The organism is Haloarcula halophila (genome assembly GCF_029278565.1).
Taxonomy (GTDB): domain Archaea; phylum Halobacteriota; class Halobacteria; order Halobacteriales; family Haloarculaceae; genus Haloarcula; species Haloarcula halophila.
The window spans coordinates 331,648-350,892 of sequence record NZ_CP119560.1; the positions used below are offsets into that span (position 1 = coordinate 331,648).

15 protein-coding genes and 1 pseudogene are annotated in these 19,245 nt (G+C 66.1%); 11 read left to right on the forward strand and 5 right to left on the reverse strand.

Annotated features, from left to right (window positions below):
* Positions 1-11: 11 nt before the first annotated feature.
* From P0204_RS17590 to P0204_RS17605, 4 genes are read right to left on the reverse strand one after another with little or no spacing between them, the layout of a single operon-like run.
* Positions 12-1,034: a zinc-dependent alcohol dehydrogenase gene (locus tag P0204_RS17590; RefSeq protein WP_276223444.1), complete on the reverse strand. Its 1,023-nt coding sequence runs from the start codon at positions 1,032-1,034 to the stop codon at positions 12-14.
* Positions 1,027-1,809 (reverse strand): GTP cyclohydrolase IIa, encoded by a 783-nt coding sequence (locus P0204_RS17595; protein ID WP_276223446.1) that lies wholly within the window; start codon positions 1,807-1,809, stop codon positions 1,027-1,029. The genes P0204_RS17590 and P0204_RS17595 overlap by 8 nt, the downstream gene beginning before the upstream one ends.
* A gap of 25 nt (positions 1,810-1,834) precedes the next feature.
* Positions 1,835-2,608: a CDP-alcohol phosphatidyltransferase family protein gene (locus P0204_RS17600; protein WP_276223448.1), complete on the reverse strand. Its 774-nt coding sequence runs from the start codon at positions 2,606-2,608 to the stop codon at positions 1,835-1,837.
* The gene (locus P0204_RS17605) at positions 2,605-4,344 is read right to left on the reverse strand and encodes a Gfo/Idh/MocA family protein (protein ID WP_276223450.1); all 1,740 of its coding nucleotides are present in this window, start codon (positions 4,342-4,344) and stop codon (positions 2,605-2,607) included. Before P0204_RS17605 ends, P0204_RS17600 begins: the two co-directional genes overlap by 4 nt.
* 73 nt (positions 4,345-4,417) lie before the next feature.
* Between P0204_RS17605 and P0204_RS17610 the strand changes: the two genes are divergently transcribed.
* From P0204_RS17610 to katG, 8 genes and pseudogenes are all read left to right on the forward strand, one after another.
* Entirely contained in the window at positions 4,418-5,551 is a 1,134-nt protein-coding gene (locus P0204_RS17610; protein WP_276223451.1) for a glycosyltransferase family 4 protein, read from the forward strand.
* Between the two features lie 85 nt (positions 5,552-5,636).
* Positions 5,637-6,650 (forward strand): HEAT repeat domain-containing protein, encoded by a 1,014-nt coding sequence (locus P0204_RS17615; RefSeq protein WP_276223453.1) that lies wholly within the window; start codon positions 5,637-5,639, stop codon positions 6,648-6,650.
* 62 nt (positions 6,651-6,712) lie between these two features.
* Positions 6,713-7,879 (forward strand): ABC transporter substrate-binding protein, encoded by a 1,167-nt coding sequence (locus P0204_RS17620; RefSeq protein WP_276223455.1) that lies wholly within the window; start codon positions 6,713-6,715, stop codon positions 7,877-7,879.
* Positions 7,880-7,881: 2 nt separating this feature from the next.
* Complete coding sequence (locus P0204_RS17625) at positions 7,882-8,817, forward strand: FAD-dependent oxidoreductase (RefSeq protein ID WP_276223456.1); 936 nt, start codon at positions 7,882-7,884, stop codon at positions 8,815-8,817.
* Positions 8,818-9,930 (forward strand): FecCD family ABC transporter permease, encoded by a 1,113-nt coding sequence (locus tag P0204_RS17630; protein ID WP_276223457.1) that lies wholly within the window; start codon positions 8,818-8,820, stop codon positions 9,928-9,930.
* 188 nt (positions 9,931-10,118) lie between these two features.
* Positions 10,119-10,826 (forward strand): annotated as a pseudogene (locus tag P0204_RS17635) (ABC transporter ATP-binding protein); the annotation flags it as partial.
* Between the two features lie 132 nt (positions 10,827-10,958).
* Positions 10,959-12,149 (forward strand): ABC transporter substrate-binding protein, encoded by a 1,191-nt coding sequence (locus tag P0204_RS17640; RefSeq protein WP_276223461.1) that lies wholly within the window; start codon positions 10,959-10,961, stop codon positions 12,147-12,149.
* 245 nt (positions 12,150-12,394) lie between these two features.
* Positions 12,395-14,527, forward strand: a complete 2,133-nt coding sequence (gene katG / locus P0204_RS17645) for a catalase/peroxidase HPI (RefSeq protein WP_276223463.1) — start codon at positions 12,395-12,397, stop codon at positions 14,525-14,527.
* Between the two features lie 44 nt (positions 14,528-14,571).
* On the opposite strand, the gene P0204_RS17650 is transcribed toward katG, so the two are convergent.
* On the reverse strand, positions 14,572-15,591 hold the full coding sequence (locus tag P0204_RS17650; RefSeq protein WP_276223465.1) for an AIR synthase family protein: 1,020 nt from the start codon (positions 15,589-15,591) through the stop codon (positions 14,572-14,574).
* A gap of 126 nt (positions 15,592-15,717) precedes the next feature.
* Between P0204_RS17650 and P0204_RS17655 the strand changes: the two genes are divergently transcribed.
* From P0204_RS17655 to P0204_RS17665, 3 genes are all read left to right on the forward strand, one after another.
* A complete protein-coding gene (locus P0204_RS17655) occupies positions 15,718-16,035 on the forward strand; it encodes a thiamine-binding protein (RefSeq protein ID WP_276223467.1) in 318 nt (105 codons plus the stop codon).
* On the forward strand, positions 16,032-17,093 hold the full coding sequence (locus P0204_RS17660) for a thiamine ABC transporter substrate-binding protein (RefSeq protein ID WP_276223468.1): 1,062 nt from the start codon (positions 16,032-16,034) through the stop codon (positions 17,091-17,093). Before P0204_RS17655 ends, P0204_RS17660 begins: the two co-directional genes overlap by 4 nt.
* Positions 17,094-17,461: 368 nt before the next feature.
* Positions 17,462-18,934 carry a methyl-accepting chemotaxis protein gene (locus tag P0204_RS17665; protein WP_276223470.1) on the forward strand — a complete coding sequence of 491 codons (1,473 nt, stop codon included), beginning with the start codon at positions 17,462-17,464 and terminating at the stop codon, positions 18,932-18,934.
* The last annotated feature ends 311 nt before the right edge of the window (positions 18,935-19,245 follow it).

Genomic DNA, 19,245 nt, shown 5'->3' on the forward strand with positions numbered 1-19,245 from the left:
CTGGGAGCGGCTTAATTCCCCTGTTCGTCGTACGTGAAGACCGTACTCAACACGTCCCGCTCCGCGGTCAGCATCTCGTAGGCGATCGGCGCGTCGGCGAACGGAATTCGGTGCGTGATCAGTCGGTCGAGGTCGTGTCGCTCTACGACTTCGATGGCCCGATCCATCCGGCGGGCTTTCGTCCACCGACCCCGCAGTTCAGGCGAGAGCGTGCTCACCTGGCTCGATAGCAGGTCGACACGGCCGCGGTGGAACTGTCTACCGAGGTCCAGTTCCGCCGGTTTCGTTCCGTACCAGGAGCCGACTACCACACGCCCGTCGTAGCCGACCTGCTCGATCGCTGTGTCGAGCGCTGCGGGGTTGCCCGACGCTTCGACCGCGAGGTCGAACCCGTCCGGCCCGACAACATCGGTCACGCCGTCGAGTTCTTCGGGCGTCGCAGTCTCGGTCGCGCCGAACGCCGCCGCCAGTTCCCGCCGTGACACCACCGGGTCGACGACGACGAGCGCGGCCAGCGGGAACGACGACAGGACCGCCGTGGTCGCCAGTCCGATCGGGCCGGCGCCGAAGACGACGGCGCGCTCGCCGAATCGGGGAGCGGCGTCGAGGACGAAGTTCACCGCCGTCTCGGCGGTCGGGAACAGCGTCGCGGTCGCGGGGTCCAGTCCGTCGGGGACCGGGCGAAGCGCCTCCGGGGTAGCACAGAAGTGGCTCTCGTGGGGGTTGAACGCGAAGACGGTTCGGCCCTCCCACTCCGGGGAGATATCGGCTCCCGTCTCCGTGACGCGCCCGACCGCTGCGTAGCCGTAGGTGATCGGATACTCGAAGGTGCCGTCGAGGGTATCGATCGTCTCGTCGACCGGCAGTTCCTCGGGCACCTCGCCGTTGTACACGAGGAGTTCCGTCCCGGGGCTGACCCCGGAGACGAGTGTCTCGACGAGGGCCTCGTCGGCGTCGGGCTCGGGCCGGCGGTGCTCGCGGACGCTGACCGAACCCGGGCGGTCGAAGTAGAGGGTGCGAGCGGTGTCAGTCATCGGCCTCGGCGTCGGTCGCTGTCGTCACCCATTCGCCAGTCGCCCGGCCGCTCTCCAGTGCCTCCTTTGCGCCCTGTCCGGCCGCCTGTGCGGTCTCACCGGTCCCGACGCCGACGCGCATCTCGACGCCGGTCGTGTCCCGGACGGCGGCCAGGACCTCGTCGTAGACACCTGTCGGGAGGTTCGGACAGACGGAGATCGCGTTGTCGCCGCCGACGAACGACGTCACCGCGCCGTGGGGACCGAGTTCGTCGCCCAGTTCCAGCACCGCTCGCCGGATGCGCTGGTGGGCGTCGAAGGCGTGTTCCCGGTCGGTGTACCGGCCGGTCGCGTCGACGACGTCGAAGTGTGCGACGGTGATCGGCCCGGTCGGATAGGCGGTCCGCGAGACGGCCAGTTGCTCGGTCCGGTCGGCGTCCTGTGCGCTCCCGGTGTTTTGCAACGCTTCGCTGGCGGCACCGAGCGCAGCACGCGGTGTCCCCCCTGTCCCGACGCCGACGCTCGCCGTCACGGGATACCGGTTGCGGACGAGCGACTGGAACCGGCGGTGTTGCTCGGGTGTGACCTGGTTCGTCACCGCGAGCAGGTTGTCGTACCGTCCCGGGAAGACGTAGCCGTCGCGGGTCCCGACGAAATCCGCGAGATCCGCGTAGAGGCGGGATTGGAGCGCCTGGAGCGCGGGTTCCGGTCGTGGATCGGGTGTCACAGTCCACGGACCGTAGTCGTCCAACTGCACGAGCGAGAACTGTACGACCGCGTCTGGGCTCTCTGGCACAAGGTACTGTTGGCTCCCAGCGGTTTCACTCTTCGGTTGCCAGAACGGTGACCGCGAGGAAGTCCCGGACGAACACCGCGAGTGACGGAAGTAGGACGAACGGAGCGGCCAGCGCCACCGGATCGGTCGGAACTATCGGGACGAGTGCGACCCAGAGAAACACCATCTGGAGGCCCGAGAGCGGGCGACGCAACAGACTCTTCGGGAGTGGCCCGACCGTCCCGCCGCGGACCCGGTAGAGCCAACACCCCGCCCGGTAGCAGTAGCGAGCGGCCGACAGCGAGAGGTACCATACCGGGAGCCAGCCCCAGGCGACCGCGACCAGCGGAGCCACCAGAAACCCGATGGTATCGACGGCCATGTCCAGTCGCGTGCCGAGGCGGGATTCGGTCCCCAGCGAGCGCGCGAGCGCCCCGTCGATGCTGTCGAGGACGACGGCGACACCGTAGCCGACGGCGGGGACCCAGAGGTACCGCCCTTCCGGTTCGAGAAGGACGAACCCGGCCACGATGCCGATCAGGACGCCCCGGCCGAGCGTGACCGCGTTGGCGACCCCGAGCGACTCCATCGCCACCCCGTCCGTGGTCCGCATCGCCTCGCGGTGCCGCCAGGTGAACACGGCCACGAACCCGACGACGGCGGTCGTCGGGCCGAGCCACAGCCCTGCTGTCTCGGGCATCGTCGTCCCGAAGAGCCAGCGGTACCCCGAACCGACCGCGGCCAGCGCGAGCACGACGAAGGCCACCCCCTCGACCACGCGCCGGCGCTCGGAGAGGGGGGGCAACCCGTCGTGGCTCATCCGTCGCCCACCCCGATTCCGTGTCCCTCGGTGGGGATCGCCGTTCCCGCACCGGCCAGCACCGACGCGAAGTCCTCACCGACGACCGGGACTAGCCCGCGCCGGACCGCGAGCGCGACCGCCGTACGGACGGGTGAGACACCCTGTTGCTCTGCGATTGCCCTCGCCCGCTCGCCGACGAGGGCCGTCGGGTCGTCGAGGAGCGCGAGGACACGGGTCCCCCGTCGGTGGTGTGCCGAGAGCGTCGGCCCGTCCGGTGGCGCGGTCGCTCCGACGAGGGGCCACTCCGTGGCGGTCTCCGGGGGCGTCCCGATGGGGCCGACGGCCCGGACCCGACCGGCGTCTCGGAGTCCAGATGCCGTCCCAAGCCGGTCGCTCGTCGGGTTCGAGAGCAGCAGGGAGTCGACCGGATCGCCCAGTGTTCCGGCGATGCGATCGAGGCCGCGTTCGACCCCGGTCCCATCGGGGACGACGCCGGCGAGGTGCAGCGACCCACGGTCGGCCGTCCCCGGCCCGGCGAGGGCGTCCCCGACGACTCGCGCTCCAGACGGCTCGACGGCGAGCAGCTGGGAGCCGCTGTCGAGCACATCCTCGACACTCTCGGCCGCCCCGTCGCGGACGAACGCACCGACGGGAGGGAGCCGGAGACTGGCCTCTGCGGGCGGCGTATCGAGGAGCTGGTACGTCGGTGCCGGGGCGCGTTCGGGCGTGACACCCGCACCGTCCAGGGAGACCGGATCGTCGCGCTCCGCGACGCGTTCGATGGCCTGGCAGGCGGCGACGACGTGGGCACCACGTCGAGCAGTGGTCCGGGCCGGATCCCCCCGCCGGATCGACCGGGCGAGGGCCGCCGGGCCGTCGGCGTAGGTCCCGGGCCGTTCCGGTCTCGTCGGCGGGACCGGCGTGTAGTCTCTCCCGACTCGCCCGAACTGGACGCGGTCGTCGCTGTCGGTCTGTGCGCCGATGTCGTCGACGTAGAGGGAGCCGTCGTCGCCGTGCAGTTCCAGCCCGTAGAACTCACGGGCTCGGTGTGGCGCGTAGAGACTGGCAGTCAACTGGACGCGTGGCCCGTCACGGTGTTCGAGGACGGCCTCGACGTGGGTCGGGGCATCGGGTCGCTGGCGCTCGCGGTCGGGCCAGGGGCGGGACGTGTCGGCGGTGACGACCCTCTCGAAGGGGCCGAACCAGGCGACGAGCAGGGTCAGCGGGTAGACGGCTCCGTCGTACAGCGGCCCGACCGAGAGGAACGACTCGGGGCGGTCGTGCCACTCCGTGACCCGTCCGACGTGGGCTGTCGCGTCAGCGACCCGGACACGTCCCGTTCGGCCGTCGGCGAGCAACCGCGCGGCGCGTCGCTGTCCTGGATTCGATGGGTTCGTCGGCGCACAGCCGAGCCCCAGGCCACGGTCGGCTGCGAGGTGGACCAACTCCCTCGCCGTCGTCGCGTCGAGTGCCAGCGGTTTTTCGGTGTAGACGTGTCGACCCGCCAGCAACGCCCGGCGTGTCACCGGGGCGTGGGCAGCGTGGCTGGTGAGGTTGAGCACCAGCGGTGCCGCCTCCGCCGACAGGGCGGTCTCGATGTCGGTGTAGGCTCGGCCCTGGACGGTCGCCGCACCGCTGTGCGCACGGTCTTCGTCGCGGTCACAGACCGCAGCGACGGTGAGCCCGGCCCGGTCGGCCAGTTCCGGGAGGTACTGCCCGGCGACCGAACCCGCGCCGACGACGAGACACTCCATACCCCTCAGAGGGACCTCGCGGAAAAAAGTCCAGTCCCAACCGTTTTAGTCAGTCTCACTCCGACCCAGTGGTATGGCACGGGTGGCGGTCCTGCACAACACGCTAGATTTCAACGGCGGCGCCGACGCGGTCTGTCTCCACGTCTGTGAAGCGTTGCAGGCCGTCCACGACGTGACGCTGTTTACGATCTCGACGACCCCGCTCGCGGCGTTGAACCGGCTGTTCGGGACCAGCGCGGACGTGACCGTCGAGACGCTGCCCGGAACCGGCCCGCTCGCGGGGCTCCTCTCACGGATCGACGACTGGCGCGGGCCACAGTTGGCGTTCCGGAGCGTCGTCCTGGACCGGTGGTTCCGCCGGCAGGCCGACGCGTTCGACCTGGCGGTCAGTACGGCAAACGAGTTCGCCTTGCCACTCCCGTCGGTGCAGTACGTCCACTTCCCGCAGTTCAACGGCCACGTTCCAGGCCCCGACGGCGTCCACGACGACGGGGTAGCCGACAGAGTCTGGACGCGGCTGGCGGGGCTGGCCGACCGACAGCTCCCCGACGACGCGGCGCTGCTGGCGAACTCCTCGTACACCGCCGATCACCTCGCCGCGCGCTACGGCCGGGCGGCGACGGTCTTGCATCCGCCGGTCGATCCGATCCCCGGCCAGCCCTGGGCCGAGCGCGAGCGGGGCGTGGTGACGGTCGGCCGGATCGCCCCGGACAACCGAACGCTGGACGCGATAGAACTGGTCGATCGAGTCCGTGACCGGGGCCACGACCTCCACCTCCACCTGGTCGGGTCGGCCCCCGACGCCTACCGGTCCTACGTCGACCGCGTCGAGGCCGCCGTCGACCGCCGGGCCTACGTCACACTGGAGGTGGCCGTTCCGCGGGAGCGCCTGGAGACGCTGCTGGGCCGGCACCGCTACGGGGTGAACCCCAAACGCGGCGAACACTTCGGGATGGCGCTGGCGGAGTACGTCGCGGCCGGTATGGTCCCGTTTGCCCACGATTCCGGCGGCCAGCGCGACGTGGTCGAGGGCGCAGACGACCGCCTGTACGGGACCGTCGAGGAGGCGGCCGACCTGCTCGCCGCCGCGGTAGAGACCGACGCCCGACCGCGACTCCCGCCGGATCGGTTCGCCGTGGATCGGTTCCACGACCGCGTCCGGGCGGTCGTCGCGAGACAGCTCGACGAGGCCGCCGCGACCGGGTGATCCGGTCCCGACCCGGGCGCTTGGGTCGCGTCGAACCACCGGATTGAAGCGCCTGGTGCGGGAACGGATCACGCACGACAGTCCGATGACTGACTCCGACCAGCCGCCGGCTCCGGGCCGCCTGTCCGAGCGACTCGGCGAAGCGCCGCCCGAGGAGACCATCGCGTCGCTGGACCGGCTGACCGAAGCCGACCCCGATACCCGGAAGCGATCCCTTCGAGCCGTCCGGAACATCGCCGAGGACCGACCCTCCCTGTTCGACGGGCTGGCCGAAGCGTTCGCCCGGTTCCTGACCGACAGCGACCGAGCGGTCAGGCTGACGACCGCGAAACTGTTCGTCGCGCTCGCGCGGTCCGACCCCGCCGTCGTCGTCCCGGCCGTCGGGACGCTCGCGTCGCGGGTAGCCGACGACGGGGAGTTCTACTACGTCAGGGCACGGTGCGTGGAGGCGCTGGGCTACGTCGCGCTCGATCACCCGGACGTTGTCGGAGACCCCGAGATACTGGCGGACTTTCGCGTCGGGCTCTCCTTCGACGAGCCGGAGGTCAAAGAGAAGCTGGCCAAGGCGCTCGCGTACGTCACACTTGGCGATCCGGGTCGGCTCCGACACCACGTCGAGTCGCTGGCCGATCACTTAGCTGACGACAGCGAACTCGTCCGCTATCAGCTCGGGACAGCCGTCGTCACCATCGGGTGTGAACATCCGGAAGCGGTGGCAGCCGCGACGGACGCGCTCCGGGATCGGCTGGACGACGACAACTCGTACGTTCGCGGGCGCGCGGCCGAAGCACTTGCTTTGCTCGCCGCCTCGGACCACGGATCGGAGTCGCTCGCGGATCTCGCCGGGATCGAACCGGCCCCCGACGACCCACCGGCGTTCTCGACCGAGCGGGTCGCGTTCTTGCGAAAGAGTCTAGAGGACGGTCAGGACGCCTCTCCACCGGACGGCGTCGGGACCGTGGATAGCGTTCGAACGGCGACAGACAACATCGCCGAGACGATCGATTCGCCCGACAGCGAGACGGAATGTCCACACTGCGGACTCGAACTCCCCGACTGCGGGCCACCGATGTGTCCACAGTGTGGAGCCCCGCGATAGCCGACAGTTTGGTCGACCTAAATTTCGAGGAGTTTTTATACTTATTAGGCTAGCCTAAAGGCATGGAACAGAATTCCGGCGGGACACCCCAACCGACACGGAGGGAGTTCGTGAGAGACGGTTGTGCAGTCCTCGGGAGTGGGGTACTTGCGGGCTGTTCGAGTAGCGGGAGGTCGAGTCAGGAGTCGGCCGTGACAGATAGGACGCCGACCCCAACGGCGACCGTGTCCGAAGATGGCCAGCACACGGTGACGATGGAGCCGGTCGGATCTGTGGCGTTCGAGTCAGTCCCCGAAACGTGGGTCCCGTACACCGGCGACTACGCCGATATGGGGGTCGCACTCGGACAGGCCGACGGCCTCTCGGCGATCGGCGTCCGTCGCCGGTTCGGCGCATACCGCTACGAGGAGATACCAGGCGTCTCGGTCGACAAGAGCGGACTGACGGAACTGTGGCAGGACGGGACCGACAAGGAACTCTTCTACGAACTCGACGCGGACGTCCACGTCGTCGATCCCAACTTCATGGTCAACCGCCTCCAGTGGGATCGGGGAGACGTCGAGGAGATCGACCAGAACGTCGCGCCGTGGTTCGGTAACACGACCTTCACCCGGGTGTACGACTGGCACGACTACCGGTACTACTCGCTGTACGAGGCCTTCGAGAAGGTCGCAGACCTCTTCGGGGAACGGGCGCGGTACGAGGCGTTCAAACAGTACCACGACGAGGTAGTCTCCGACGTGGGAGAGCGTCTCCCGTCCGAGCGGCCCGACGTCGCGGTGTTGGTCCCCGCGGGCGACCCGCCGGAAGCCTTCTGGCCGTACCGGATCGGCGCCGGGACACAGTCCAAACACTGGCGGGATCTGGAGGCCACAGACGCGCTTGCCGACGCCGGCGTCACCGACGCCCAGGCCGGCGGCGGCAAGATCGACTTCGAGACGCTACTGGAGATCGATCCCGACGTCATCGCGATCAGGCTCTCGGGCGAGATCACACAGGAGTGGGTCGACGAGAACGTCACCGCCCACATGCGGGACCACCCGATCGCGTCCGAACTGACCGCCGTCGACACCGGCCGGGTCGTCTACGGCGGGATGACCTACCAGGGACCGATCATCAACCTCTTCCAGCTCGAAACGGCCGCGAGGGGACTCTACCCGGAACTGTTCGGTGGCGAGCGGTTGTTCGACCGTCAACGGATTGGAGATATCGTCACGGGGGCGATCTGATCGTGAGCACCGAGGACACAGCTTCGACGGACGAACCGGGCCGGGACCGCGACGTGGTCGTCGTCGGTGGTGGCCCGGCGGGCTGTTCGGCGGCCGTCTTCACCGCGAGAGACGGACTGGACACGGTGGTCTTCGACAGGGGACCGGCCGCGCTCCCGCGGTGTGCGTACCTGGAGAACTACCCCGGCTTCCCCGGCGGCATCGGCGTCGATACGTTCCGTTCGCTGCTGTCCGACCACGTCACTGCGGCAGGTGGGACTGTCGTCGAAGACACGGTCGATCGTGTCAGACGAGCGCCCGACGGCGGGTTCGTCGTCGAGACACAAGACGATCGGACGGTACACACCTCCGCCGTCGTCGCTGCGGCCTGGTACGACGGGTCGTACCTGCGTCCCCTGGCCGACGGCGAGATGTTCACCGAACGGGAACACCACGGCGAGACCGAACAGCGGTTCGATCCCGACTACCCCGATCGGGACGGTCGCACGCCGATCGAGGGGTTGTACGTCGCCGCTCCCGCCGGCGACCGCAACGACCAGGCAGTGATCAGCGCGGGCCAGGGCGCCCACGTCGCGCGGACGCTGCTGGCCGACCGCCGACGGGAGCAGGGGTACCCGGACAGCGTCGCCGAACGGTACGACTGGATGCGTCCCGAGGCGGAGTTCACTGGCGAGTGGAGCGACCGGGACCGCTGGCGCGAGTGGTTCCACGACGAGATCCCCGACGGCCCCGAACTCCCCGAGGAGCGTCTGACCGATCTCCGGGAACAGTATATCGACGAAGCGTTCGAGACACGGCTCTCCGACGAGGAGATCGAGCGACGACGGAATCGCGGGATCGACCGCCTCGTCGACCACCTCGATACCGAGCGAGTGCTCCGCGCGATCGGGGACGAGCGACTGCGGGCGTATCTCGACGAGACGGGGGTGACCGGATAGATGGCGACCGGAGCACCGACCGAGCAGGCGGATGGCTGGCGCGAACGGCTGTTCTGGTGGCTCGACGGGAGCTTGTTCAGTCTCTGTCTCGGCAGTCTCGCGGTGGTCGTCGTCGGCGGGCTGATCCAGGTGAGCTTTGGCGCGTTCTCGATGACGATCGTCGAGGCCTGGCAGGCCGTCTTCAACCCGAACGTGATCTTGAACGCCAACGCCTGGGAGGCGTTCATCCTCGGCGGGGAGGTACCGGAGATGAACAGACGGAGCCTCATCGTCTGGAACATCCGGTTGCCCCGCGTGTTCGTCGGCATGCTCGTCGGGATGAACCTCGCGGTCTCGGGAGCGATCTTCCAGGCAGTGACCCGGAACGAACTCGCCAGCCCGTTCATCCTCGGGGTCTCCTCCGGTGCGGGACTGATGATCCTCCTGACGCTCGTGGTCTTCTCGGGCCTGAGCGCGTTCCTGCCGTTGATCGCCTCCGTCGGCGGCGCGGTCGCGTTCCTGATCGTCTACGCGATCGCCTGGAAGAACGGCACGAGTCCGGTACGGTTGGTCCTCGCTGGCGTCATCGTCGGCACCGTCTTCGGCAGCCTCCAGACGGCCTTCTTCTTTTTCGCCGACGACATCGGCGTCGTCCAGTCGGCGATCGCCTGGACGACAGGCTCGCTGACGGGTACGGACTGGGAACAGGTCCGGATGGCCCTCCCCTGGACTGCCGTCGCGATGGTGCTGGCGCTGCTCAGCTCCAGACAGCTGAACGTCCTGTTGCTCGGGGAGAGCACGGCGGAGTCGCTGGGGATGGACGTCGAGAAGGTCCGGTTTGCCCTCTCCGGGGTCGCCGTCCTGGCGGCCGCGGCCAGCATCGCCGTCGCCGGCATCGTCGGCTTCGTCGGTCTGATCGTCCCGCACATGGTCCGCAACATCGTCGGCAGCGACTACCGAAAACTCGTCGTCGGCTGTGTGTTCGCCGGCCCCGCGCTGATGGTCGGAGCCGACGTCGGTGCCCGGCTAGCGTTGAGCCCCGTCCAGATCCCCGTCGGGATCGTGACGGGACTGGTCGGCGGGCCGTACTTCCTCTACCTGATGCGCAAGCAACAACAGATGGGTGAGATCTGATGACACTGGAACATCCACGACCGAACGAAACGGAATCGGGTGGTTCGAAGACAGCACGAAACAACGAGAGCACCGCCGACAGCGGGATCGTCGAGGGAGAGGAGCTCGTCCTCTCGTACCCGACCGGCGACGAGCCGGTGATCGACGGCGAATACATTTCGGCCACGGCCGGCAAGGTGACGGCGCTGGTGGGGCCGAACGGGTCGGGAAAGAGCACGCTCCTGAAGGGGTTGGCCGACCAGCTCTCGCCCGACTCCGGGACCGTCCGTGTCGACGGCCGGGCTGTCCAGTCGTTCGACAAGAAGGAGTTCGCACGGACGCTGGGGCTGCTCTCACAGGAGAGTACCTCACCAGACGGCATCACCGTCGAGGATCTCGTCTATCACGGCCGGTATCCCCACCGGGGGTTCTTCGAGGGTACCACCGAGGACGACGAGCAGGCGGTCGACCGGGCGATCGAACTAGCCGGCTGTGGCCACTTGCGCGACCGCGAGGTCGGGCAGTTGAGCGGCGGCCAGAAACAGCTGGCGTGGATCGCGATGGTGCTGGCCCAGGACACCGACGTGCTCCTGCTCGACGAGCCGACGACGTTTCTCGATCTCCATCACCAGCTGGAGGTCATGGAGATCATCGAGACGCTTCGTGAGGAGAGCGACATCACCATCGTCGTCGTGTTACACGACATCGAGCAGGCAGCACGGCTCGCCGACGAGATGGTCGCCATCGGCGACGGCGAGATCCAGGCCAGGGGAAGACCCGACGAGGTCGTGACCGAGGAACTGCTCGCGGACGTCTTCGAGATCGACGCCGAGGTCGAGCAGACGCCCCGCGGACCACGGATCGAACCACTCCGTGCGCGCCACGAGGGCGACCAGGCAGACAGTCACGCGGACTGATACCAGTCTGGCGGCCGAGATCCCACCAGCAGCCTCGCAAAACGGGATTTTCGATCCTGGCGCACTCACAGCATCGGCCCGAACGCACCGCGAGACCGGAGGGTTTTACTATTTTTAGGTTGACCTAAAAACATGCCGGTAGAAGACAATCGCGAAAGACAAGCGACGCGGCGTGAGTATCTCAAGTACGGCAGCGCGACCGTCAGTATCGGCCTGTTCGCGGGCTGTTCGGGTGGTGGCTCGGAGTCGACCCCAACCGGCGGGACAGCGGCCGACGGAACGGCAACCGACGGAACGGCGACCGGACAGCAGAGCTACTCGGTGACGATGGAGCCGGTCGGGACCGTCGAGTTCGAGTCGGTTCCCGAGACCGTCGCCCCGTTCACGGCTGACTACATCGACATGCTGGTCGCGCTGGGTCAGGCAGACACAGTCGAGTCGATCTGGTATCGGGGTCGGTACAAGACTATCCACTACGAACAACTGCCGGGCGTCTCGATCGACCTCGACGACCTCACGCAGTTGTGGAACGACGGGATCTCGAAGGAGCCGTTCTACGAGATCGACGCGGACCTCCATCTGATCGATCCGAACGCACTGACCGACTGGTTCCAGGCCTGGGACCAGCAGGACCTCGCGGAGATCCGCGGGAACGTCGCGCCGTTCCTGGGGAACGTCATCTTCCGGCGGACGGACGCCTGGCACGACTACCGGTACTACTCGCTGTACGAGGCCTTCGAGAAGGTCGCCGAAATCTTCCAGGAACGGGAACGGTTCGAGGCGATCCAGTCCCTGCACGCGGACCTCGTCGCGACGGTCCAGTCCCGGTTGCCCGCCCCGAACGACCGCCCCAACGCCGCGCTCGTGTTCGGCGGGAAGGCACCCGAGGAGTTCTCCCCGTACCGCCTGTCCGGCAACGGCGCGAACAAGGAGCACTTCCACACGCTGGGACTCTCGGACGCGTTCGCCGGAACGGACATTGACGGGCTGTCGACCAGCGACACGGGAACCATCGACTACGAGGCGCTGTTGGAGGTCGACCCGGACTCGTTGCTGGTCCGGTACCACGAGACGGGGCTGACACGGGAGGCGTTCGAGGACGCGGTCGTCTCGCACTTGGAAGACCACGAGATCGGGAGCCAACTGACGGCCGTCCGGAACGACCGCGTGTTCCGCGGCGGGCCGATCTACAGCGGCCCGCTGCACAACCTGTTCATGATCGAGCGGTACGCGAAGGGATACTTCCCCGAACAGTTCCCCGAGGACGAACTGTTCGATCGCGACCGCCTCGCTCGCATCATCACCGAGGGCATCGACGACTAACCGCAATCTGTCGGCACAGCCGTACGATCGGCTTCTCACCACAGGTGGCTGTTCGTCTCTCGCGGAGTCGTTTCGAGCCCGAAAACGACCAGTGCCGTATTGGTCGAACTACCACCACACCCACCCGAATCCGGGCGGTAGCACCGCCGACGGTTCGCTCGATACACAACTTTACTTTGTCTAGTACCAAGAATTCGTCTCCGACTTGGACAAGCTTAACTGGCAAAGGGACAAATTACTGGTCGATGAGTAAGACAAATCGTGACTGGTGGCCAAACCAGTTGAACGTCGATATTCTCGACCGGAACGCGGAGCAGGTCGACCCGAAGGGTGAGGAGTTCGATTACGCGGAGGAGTTCCAGAAACTCGATCTCGAAGCGGTCAAAGCGGATATCGAAGACGTGATGACGACCTCGCAGGACTGGTGGCCGGCCGACTACGATCACTACGGACCGCTGTTCATCCGGATGGCCTGGCACAGCGCCGGGACTTACCGGACCAGCGACGGCCGCGGCGGCGCGGCAGAGGGGATGCAACGGCTCCCGCCGCTCAACAGTTGGCCCGACAACGCGAACCTCGACAAGGCCCGGCGGCTGCTCTGGCCGGTCAAACAGAAGTACGGCAGCAAGCTCTCCTGGGCCGACCTGATCATCCTGGCGGGGAACGTCGCCATCGAATCGATGGGTGCCAAGACGGTCGGCTTCGCGGGCGGCCGCGAGGACGCCTACAAGCCCGACGAGGCCGTCGACTGGGGTCCCGAAGACGAGTGGGAAGCCAACGAGCGCTTCGACGAGGCCGGTGAGATCCAGGAAGGGCTCGGCGCGTCCGTGATGGGGCTGATCTACGTGAACCCGGAGGGTCCCGACGGCAACCCCGACCCCGAGCTGTCCGCGAAGAACATCCGCCAGACGTTCTCCCGCATGGCGATGAACGACAAGGAGACGGCTGCACTCATCGCCGGCGGCCACACCTTCGGGAAGGTCCACGGTGCGGACGACCCCGAAGAGAACATGGGTCCCGAACCCGAGGCCGCCCCCATCGAACAACAGGGTCTCGGCTGGGAACAGGACGGCGCGAAAGAGGGCGCGATGATCACGAGCGGTATCGAAGGCCCCTGGACCAGTTCGCCGATCGACTGGGACATGGGATACATCGACAACCTGCTCGAATACGAGTGGGCGGCCCAGAAGGGTCCCGGCGGTGCCTGGCAGTGGACGCCGGTCGACGACGACATCGGCAAAGCGCCGGACGCCCACGATCCCGACGAGGAGGTTACGCCGATGATGCTCACGACCGACATCGCGCTGAAGCGTGACCCCGATTACCGCGAGATTCTGGAGGAGTTCCAGGACAACATGATGGAGTTCGGGATCAACTTCGCGAGAGCCTGGTACAAGCTGACTCACCGCGATATGGGACCGCCGGAACGGTTCCTCGGTCCGGAAGTCCCCGACGAGGAGATGATCTGGCAGGACCCCCTGCCGGACGCCGACTACGCTACCATCGATGCCGCCGCCGTCGAGGACCTCAAAGCCGAGATCCTGGACGCCGGCCTCTCGACCTCACAGCTCGTCAAAACTGCCTGGGCGTCGGCCTCGACGTACCGCGACAGCGACAAGCGCGGCGGGGCCAACGGTGCCCGCGTCCGGCTCGAACCACAGCGGAGCTGGGACGTGAACGAGCCCGAACAGCTCGAAACGGTGCTGGAGACCTACGAGGAAATCCAGGCGGAGTTCAACGACTCCCGCTCGGACGGGACGAAGGTCTCGCTGGCCGACCTGATCGTGCTGGGCGGGAACGCTGCCGTCGAGCAGGCGGCGGCCGAAGCCGGCTACGACATCGAGGTGCCGTTCGAACCCGGCCGCGTCGACGCCACGGCCGAACAGACCGACGAGGAGTCCTTCGAGGCGCTCAAGCCGAAGGTCGACGGGTTCCGGAACTACCTCGGCGACGACGTCGACAAACGAGCCGAGGATCTACTCGTCGACAAGGCGGAGCTGCTGAATCTCACCGCCGCCGAGATGACGGTGCTTGTCGGCGGCATGCGAGCACTCGGTGCGACCCACCAGGACACGGATCTGGGTGTCCTCACCGACCAGCCCGGGAAGCTGACTAACGACTTCTTCACGAACCTGCTCACGATGGACATCGAGTGGGAGCCAGTCTCGGAGGCCCGTGAGCTGTTCGAGGGGTACGACCGCGAGACGGGCGAGATGGAGTGGGAAGCCACCCGTCTGGACCTGATCTTCGGGTCGAACTCCCGGCTGCGGTCGGTCGCCGAGGTCTACGGCGCCGACGACGCCGAGGAGAAGTTCGTCCAGGACTTCGTTGACGCCTGGCACAAGGTGATGACGCTGGACCGCTTCGACCTCGAATAAGCTTCTCGGCCCGGGTCAGGGCCATCGTGTAGCCTGTTCGCCGGTCACCGCTCCGAGAGTTCCGCCATCACGTTCCAGGCCGGGTCCGAAGCCGGTGGCTCCACACGGGTACCGTCGAGGACGAGACCGGAGTCATCCCCGGTGGTTTCGTGGACCGTTCCGACGACGGCTGCCGGTGTCCCGGTCGTTTCCAGCGCATCGACTGCTCGCCGGGCCTCCACCGGCGGTGCAGTCACCAGGAGTGTCCCCGCACTCGAGATGTACCAGGGGTCGAGATCGACAGCCCGACAGACTTCCTCGACACCCGGGCGAACGGGGGCAGCGGATCGCTCGACGTCGAAGACGACGTTTGCGCCCGTCGCCATCTCTGTGAGGCCACCGACCACGCCGCCCTCCGTGGCGTCGTGCAGCGCCGTCGGGTCGCAAGCGTCGACGACGGTGAGCGCATCGCTGACGGCGAGGATGTCCTCGACGCGCTCCTGCGCCGTCGCGACCGTCTCGGCCGGGAGGCCAAGCGCTGACGGGAACAGGGTCGCAAACAGGCCAGCGACTTCCGTGCCCGGCCCGGTCGTCATCACGATGTCGTCGCCAGGGTCGGCGCCGTCAGGCCGGACGAGGTCGTCGTGGCTGCCGACGCCCAGCGCCGTCCCGCCGCCGACCCAGGAGTAGTCGACGCCCTCGTATCTGGCCGTGTGGCCGCCGACGATACTGACTCCGAGATCGCGCGCGTGTTCGTGAATCCCGTCCCAGGTGGCTGCGAGTTGCGTGTCGGTCATCCCGGTCGGGAGCGTCAGCGTGATCGCGAAGTGTGTCGGCGCAAGCCCCGAGACGGCTACGTCGGTGAGGACGATATCGAGGGCGATCCGACCCGAGCGCTCGAACCCCAGCGCCGGCAGGATCGAGATCGGATCGGTCGCGAGCGCGACGGCCTGGTCCCCGATCGAGAGGACGCCGAAGTCGACGCCGTGTCGCGGTCCCAGCGCCACGTCCTCTCTCTGTGCCCCTAACTTCGGGGCGATCACCTCCGCGAACACCCGGCTATCGATCTTTCCCCGGTCGGTCATCGGTTCGCTCTGGGTGTGACTGGGACAAGTTTCCTGCGTCTCGATGGCACGACGCGACTCCTGTCGCAGGGCTGTCCGTTCCCTGAACCACCGACTTATATCACTAAGTGTCCCTAGAATCCAGTGATGACCGTCACTGCGATGTTATCTGTTGCGCCGCTGGACGACGCGGACGCGGAGTTCGACGCCGAGATCGCGAAGGCGATCGACGCGTTGGAGGCGTTCGACGTCGAGTACGAGACGAATCCGATGGAGACGACGATCCAGGCGGACGAACTGAGCGAGGTGTTCGACGCGGCACAGGCCGCCACGGAGGCCGTCGACGCCTCGCGGACGATCACCGATCTCAAGATCGACCACTTCCGGGAGGAGCGTCTGGACGTCGAGGAGAAGGTCGATCGGGTCGAGACACACCTGGGCCGGCCGGCACGGAGTCAGCGATGACACGGCGCCGTTCGTTCCTCAAGGCCGTCGGGGGCGCTGCTGCGCTCGGGACTGCCGGCTGTATGGGGGGGTCCTCGTCCCCGTCGTACGACACCGTGCGGATCGGGACGTACAACTCCTTCATCGACGCGCCGAGTACGAGCGCCGGCGACTGGGTGAAAGAGGAGTTCGAGTCCCGCCACGACCTCACGCTGGAGTGGGTCGTCCCCGACGGCGGCCTCCAGCATTTCTTCCAGCGCCAGCAACAGGGCGCTGATCTGGGTGCTGACGCCTTCATTGGCGTGACCCCACCGGACCTGGTCAACGCCGACCAGGAACTCGACGACCCTCTGTTTACCTCCTACGACACCGGTGCCGTCGAGAACAGCGACAACGTCGTCGACGCTTACGAGTTCGATCCCCAGAACCGCGTCATCCCGACCGGGGCGTCCTACGTCAGCCTCGTCTACGACGAGGGCGTGGTCTCACCCCCGGAGACCCTCGAAGCGTTGACCACCGAGGAGTACGCCGACACGCTGTTGCTCGCGAACCCACAGAGCACGACGACCGGCCTCCTCTTCCTGCTGTGGACGATCAACACCATCGGCGCGGACAGCTATCTCGACTACTGGGCCGACCTCATGGACAACGGCGTCACCATCCTGGGTTCGTGGGGCGACGCCTACGCTGCTTACTCTGAGGAAGAGAAGCCGATGGTCGTCTCCTACTCGACGGACCAGGTGTATGCCTCGGCCGAGAACCAAGACATGAGCCGTCACCAAATCGCCTTCCCCAACGACCAAGGGTACGCGTACGTCGACGGGACGGCGAAGTTCGCGGCGACCGATCGGGGCGAACTCGTCGATACGTTCACCTCGTTCATGCTCGATCCGGCCGTCCAACAGGAAGTCGCCGTCAAGAACGTCGGTCTACCGACCGTCTCGAACGCTTCACTGCCCGAGGAGTTCGCACAGTACGCACACGAGCCAGAGCAACCCATCCAGTTCGGCTACGACGCACTCGCGGAAAACCTCGACACCTGGCGGGAGGACTGGAGCAGGCAAGTCGCCGAGAAGTAAGGCCGACCTGAGACGGACCTGGACTGCCAGAGAACAGCCCTCGAACGACTCTCCGGGCGTTCTGTCATGCCGATCGGTTCGCTTTGTGTCCCTGAACTTCCGTCGCAGCCGAGACTCATTGCTGTTTGAATATCCGTAGGACGCCGTCAGGAGAGTATGGACTCCGAACAACTGGAATACGGAACACCGACAGTGATCTTATCAAATAGCATCTCGAACGGATGAAATAGCGAGCGAGAGAGGCTACGTGACAGCGAGCTTACTTTCGGACGTGGAAGTTCAATTTTTAAACATTATCGGCGGTTTCAAGTATCATCTGTGATTCTCGAAGAGTGTCGCTTAATACCCTCTCACCGACAGTGAGGGTAATGACAGAACCGAGTGACGAGAGCAACGGGGAAGGCGACTCGACTGAGCCACGTCCGGACGGAGGTGCCAGTGTGAAAGACGCACAGAGTGGGTCCGAGTACGCGTCCGCCGGGAACATCCAGCCCGAACCGGAGACGACAGACGAACTGGAACGTCTCCGATACGAGAGGGACTACTGGCGGGGACTGTTCGAACAGGTGATCGAAGAGTTTCCCCAGACCGGGTTCGTCGTCGACGATACCGATACGGTGGCGTATTTCAACTCGGAAGCCGAATCCGGATTGGGATTCGACAAGGAGACCGTTCTCGGAAAGAAGACCCACGAGGCCTTCCCGATATCGGCCGACGACGAAACCTTCGCACAGACCGTCGCCCGTGAAGGGAAAAGCCGACGCGAAGCGAACTACCGACAGATCCCCACGATGGACGGTCAGCGATGGGTCCGTTCGAGCGGTGTTCCGCTCAGAAACCCAGAGGGTGAAGTTATCGGCGGGTTCGAGACGACATCGGACGTTACTGGGCTCGTTACGCAACAACAGACGATCACCGACGCGCAGTCGCAGGTGTCCAACGAAGTTGCGACACTCGCGAACGAGGCTGTGGAGACGACCGATCGCGTCCAGGATGCCATTGACACTGCTGACTCGCTCGCCGGCGAGCAGGTCGACAACATGGAGGAGGTGTCGAGCGAGGTCGGTTCACTCTCGGCGACGGTCGAGGAGATAGCAGCCTCGGCAAAGGAGATCAACGAACGGGCACAGAAAGCCGAACAGCTCGCTATCGAGAGCACTGAATCCGGGACGGACGTCATCGGCCGGATGGAAGACGTCGCCGAGAGCAGCGACGACGTGGCCGAGCGGACGCATACGCTCGCCGAACAGGTGGCCGAGATCGACGACATCGTCGAGGTCATCAACGACATCGCCGATCAGACGAACATTCTCGCGCTGAACGCGAATATCGAAGCGGCACGCGCCGGCGAGTCCGGGAGCGGATTCACCGTCGTTGCCAACGAAGTGAAGTCGCTCGCCGAGGAGGTCCAGTCCGAATCAGAACGCATCGAAGAAATCATCCGCCAAACGCGCCAGGAGGCCGACGAAACCATCGAAAGCATTGAATCGGTGACGACAGAGATCCACGATAGCACTAGCGCGATCCGTACGCTGGTCGACAACCAGGAACAGATCGTCGAGGTCGTGAACGACACGTCGACCGGGATGGAAGACATCGTCGAGGCCACGGACGACCAAGCGGTTCGGACCGAAGAAGTGGCGAGTATCATCGATTCGGCCACCGACCGAGCCAAGCGGGTCTCCGAAGAGATCGAGACGGTTGACGAAGCGAACGAAACACAGTCCCGACTCGTTTCGGATATCGAGGCCGCTATCGAAGAGCTCGCAGAGACCGTCGAACAAATAGACACGAACAGTGCGGAGGATTCCGTGGTTATCGAGCGAGACGAGACCCGCTGAGTCACCCCGGTACTGTCACGCACCGTCGGCGGTTCCTGTCGCACCGGTACGCTCTGTGAAGGCACGAACGTGGCTAAAACCATCAGATGTGGTTTTCAGCAGAGAACTATTTTTAATCGAACCAACTAGCTGGTTCAAGTGAGGCAGAATTTGTCGCGGGAACGACGTGACTCTGTGGATGGGAACGGAAACATCATTGTAACCGACGGCGTGGTTCGGGAAGAGACTAACAGCGATGCGAATAGAGCCGACCCGCCGTCGGCAGACGAAGCAGTACTGGAACCCAACTCGACAGCCCTCGCCAACGAGAC

Excerpts from the sequence above, each read along its gene's own strand:
- P0204_RS17590 (WP_276223444.1), bottom strand. The coding sequence starts at position 1,034 with ATGACTGACACCGCTCGCACCCTCTACTTCGACCGCCCGGGTTCGGTC.
- P0204_RS17600 (WP_276223448.1), bottom strand. The coding sequence starts at position 2,608 with ATGAGCCACGACGGGTTGCCCCCCCTCTCCGAGCGCCGGCGCGTGGTC.
- P0204_RS17605 (WP_276223450.1), bottom strand. The coding sequence starts at position 4,344 with ATGGAGTGTCTCGTCGTCGGCGCGGGTTCGGTCGCCGGGCAGTACCTC.
- P0204_RS17610 (WP_276223451.1), top strand. The coding sequence starts at position 4,418 with ATGGCACGGGTGGCGGTCCTGCACAACACGCTAGATTTCAACGGCGGC.
- P0204_RS17615 (WP_276223453.1), top strand. The coding sequence starts at position 5,637 with ATGACTGACTCCGACCAGCCGCCGGCTCCGGGCCGCCTGTCCGAGCGA.
- P0204_RS17620 (WP_276223455.1), top strand. The coding sequence starts at position 6,713 with ATGGAACAGAATTCCGGCGGGACACCCCAACCGACACGGAGGGAGTTC.
- P0204_RS17630 (WP_276223457.1), top strand. The coding sequence starts at position 8,818 with ATGGCGACCGGAGCACCGACCGAGCAGGCGGATGGCTGGCGCGAACGG.
- P0204_RS17640 (WP_276223461.1), top strand. The coding sequence starts at position 10,959 with ATGCCGGTAGAAGACAATCGCGAAAGACAAGCGACGCGGCGTGAGTAT.
- katG (WP_276223463.1), top strand. The coding sequence starts at position 12,395 with ATGAGTAAGACAAATCGTGACTGGTGGCCAAACCAGTTGAACGTCGAT.
- P0204_RS17650 (WP_276223465.1), bottom strand. The coding sequence starts at position 15,591 with ATGACCGACCGGGGAAAGATCGATAGCCGGGTGTTCGCGGAGGTGATC.
- P0204_RS17655 (WP_276223467.1), top strand. The coding sequence starts at position 15,718 with ATGACCGTCACTGCGATGTTATCTGTTGCGCCGCTGGACGACGCGGAC.
- P0204_RS17660 (WP_276223468.1), top strand. The coding sequence starts at position 16,032 with ATGACACGGCGCCGTTCGTTCCTCAAGGCCGTCGGGGGCGCTGCTGCG.
- P0204_RS17665 (WP_276223470.1), top strand. The coding sequence starts at position 17,462 with ATGACAGAACCGAGTGACGAGAGCAACGGGGAAGGCGACTCGACTGAG.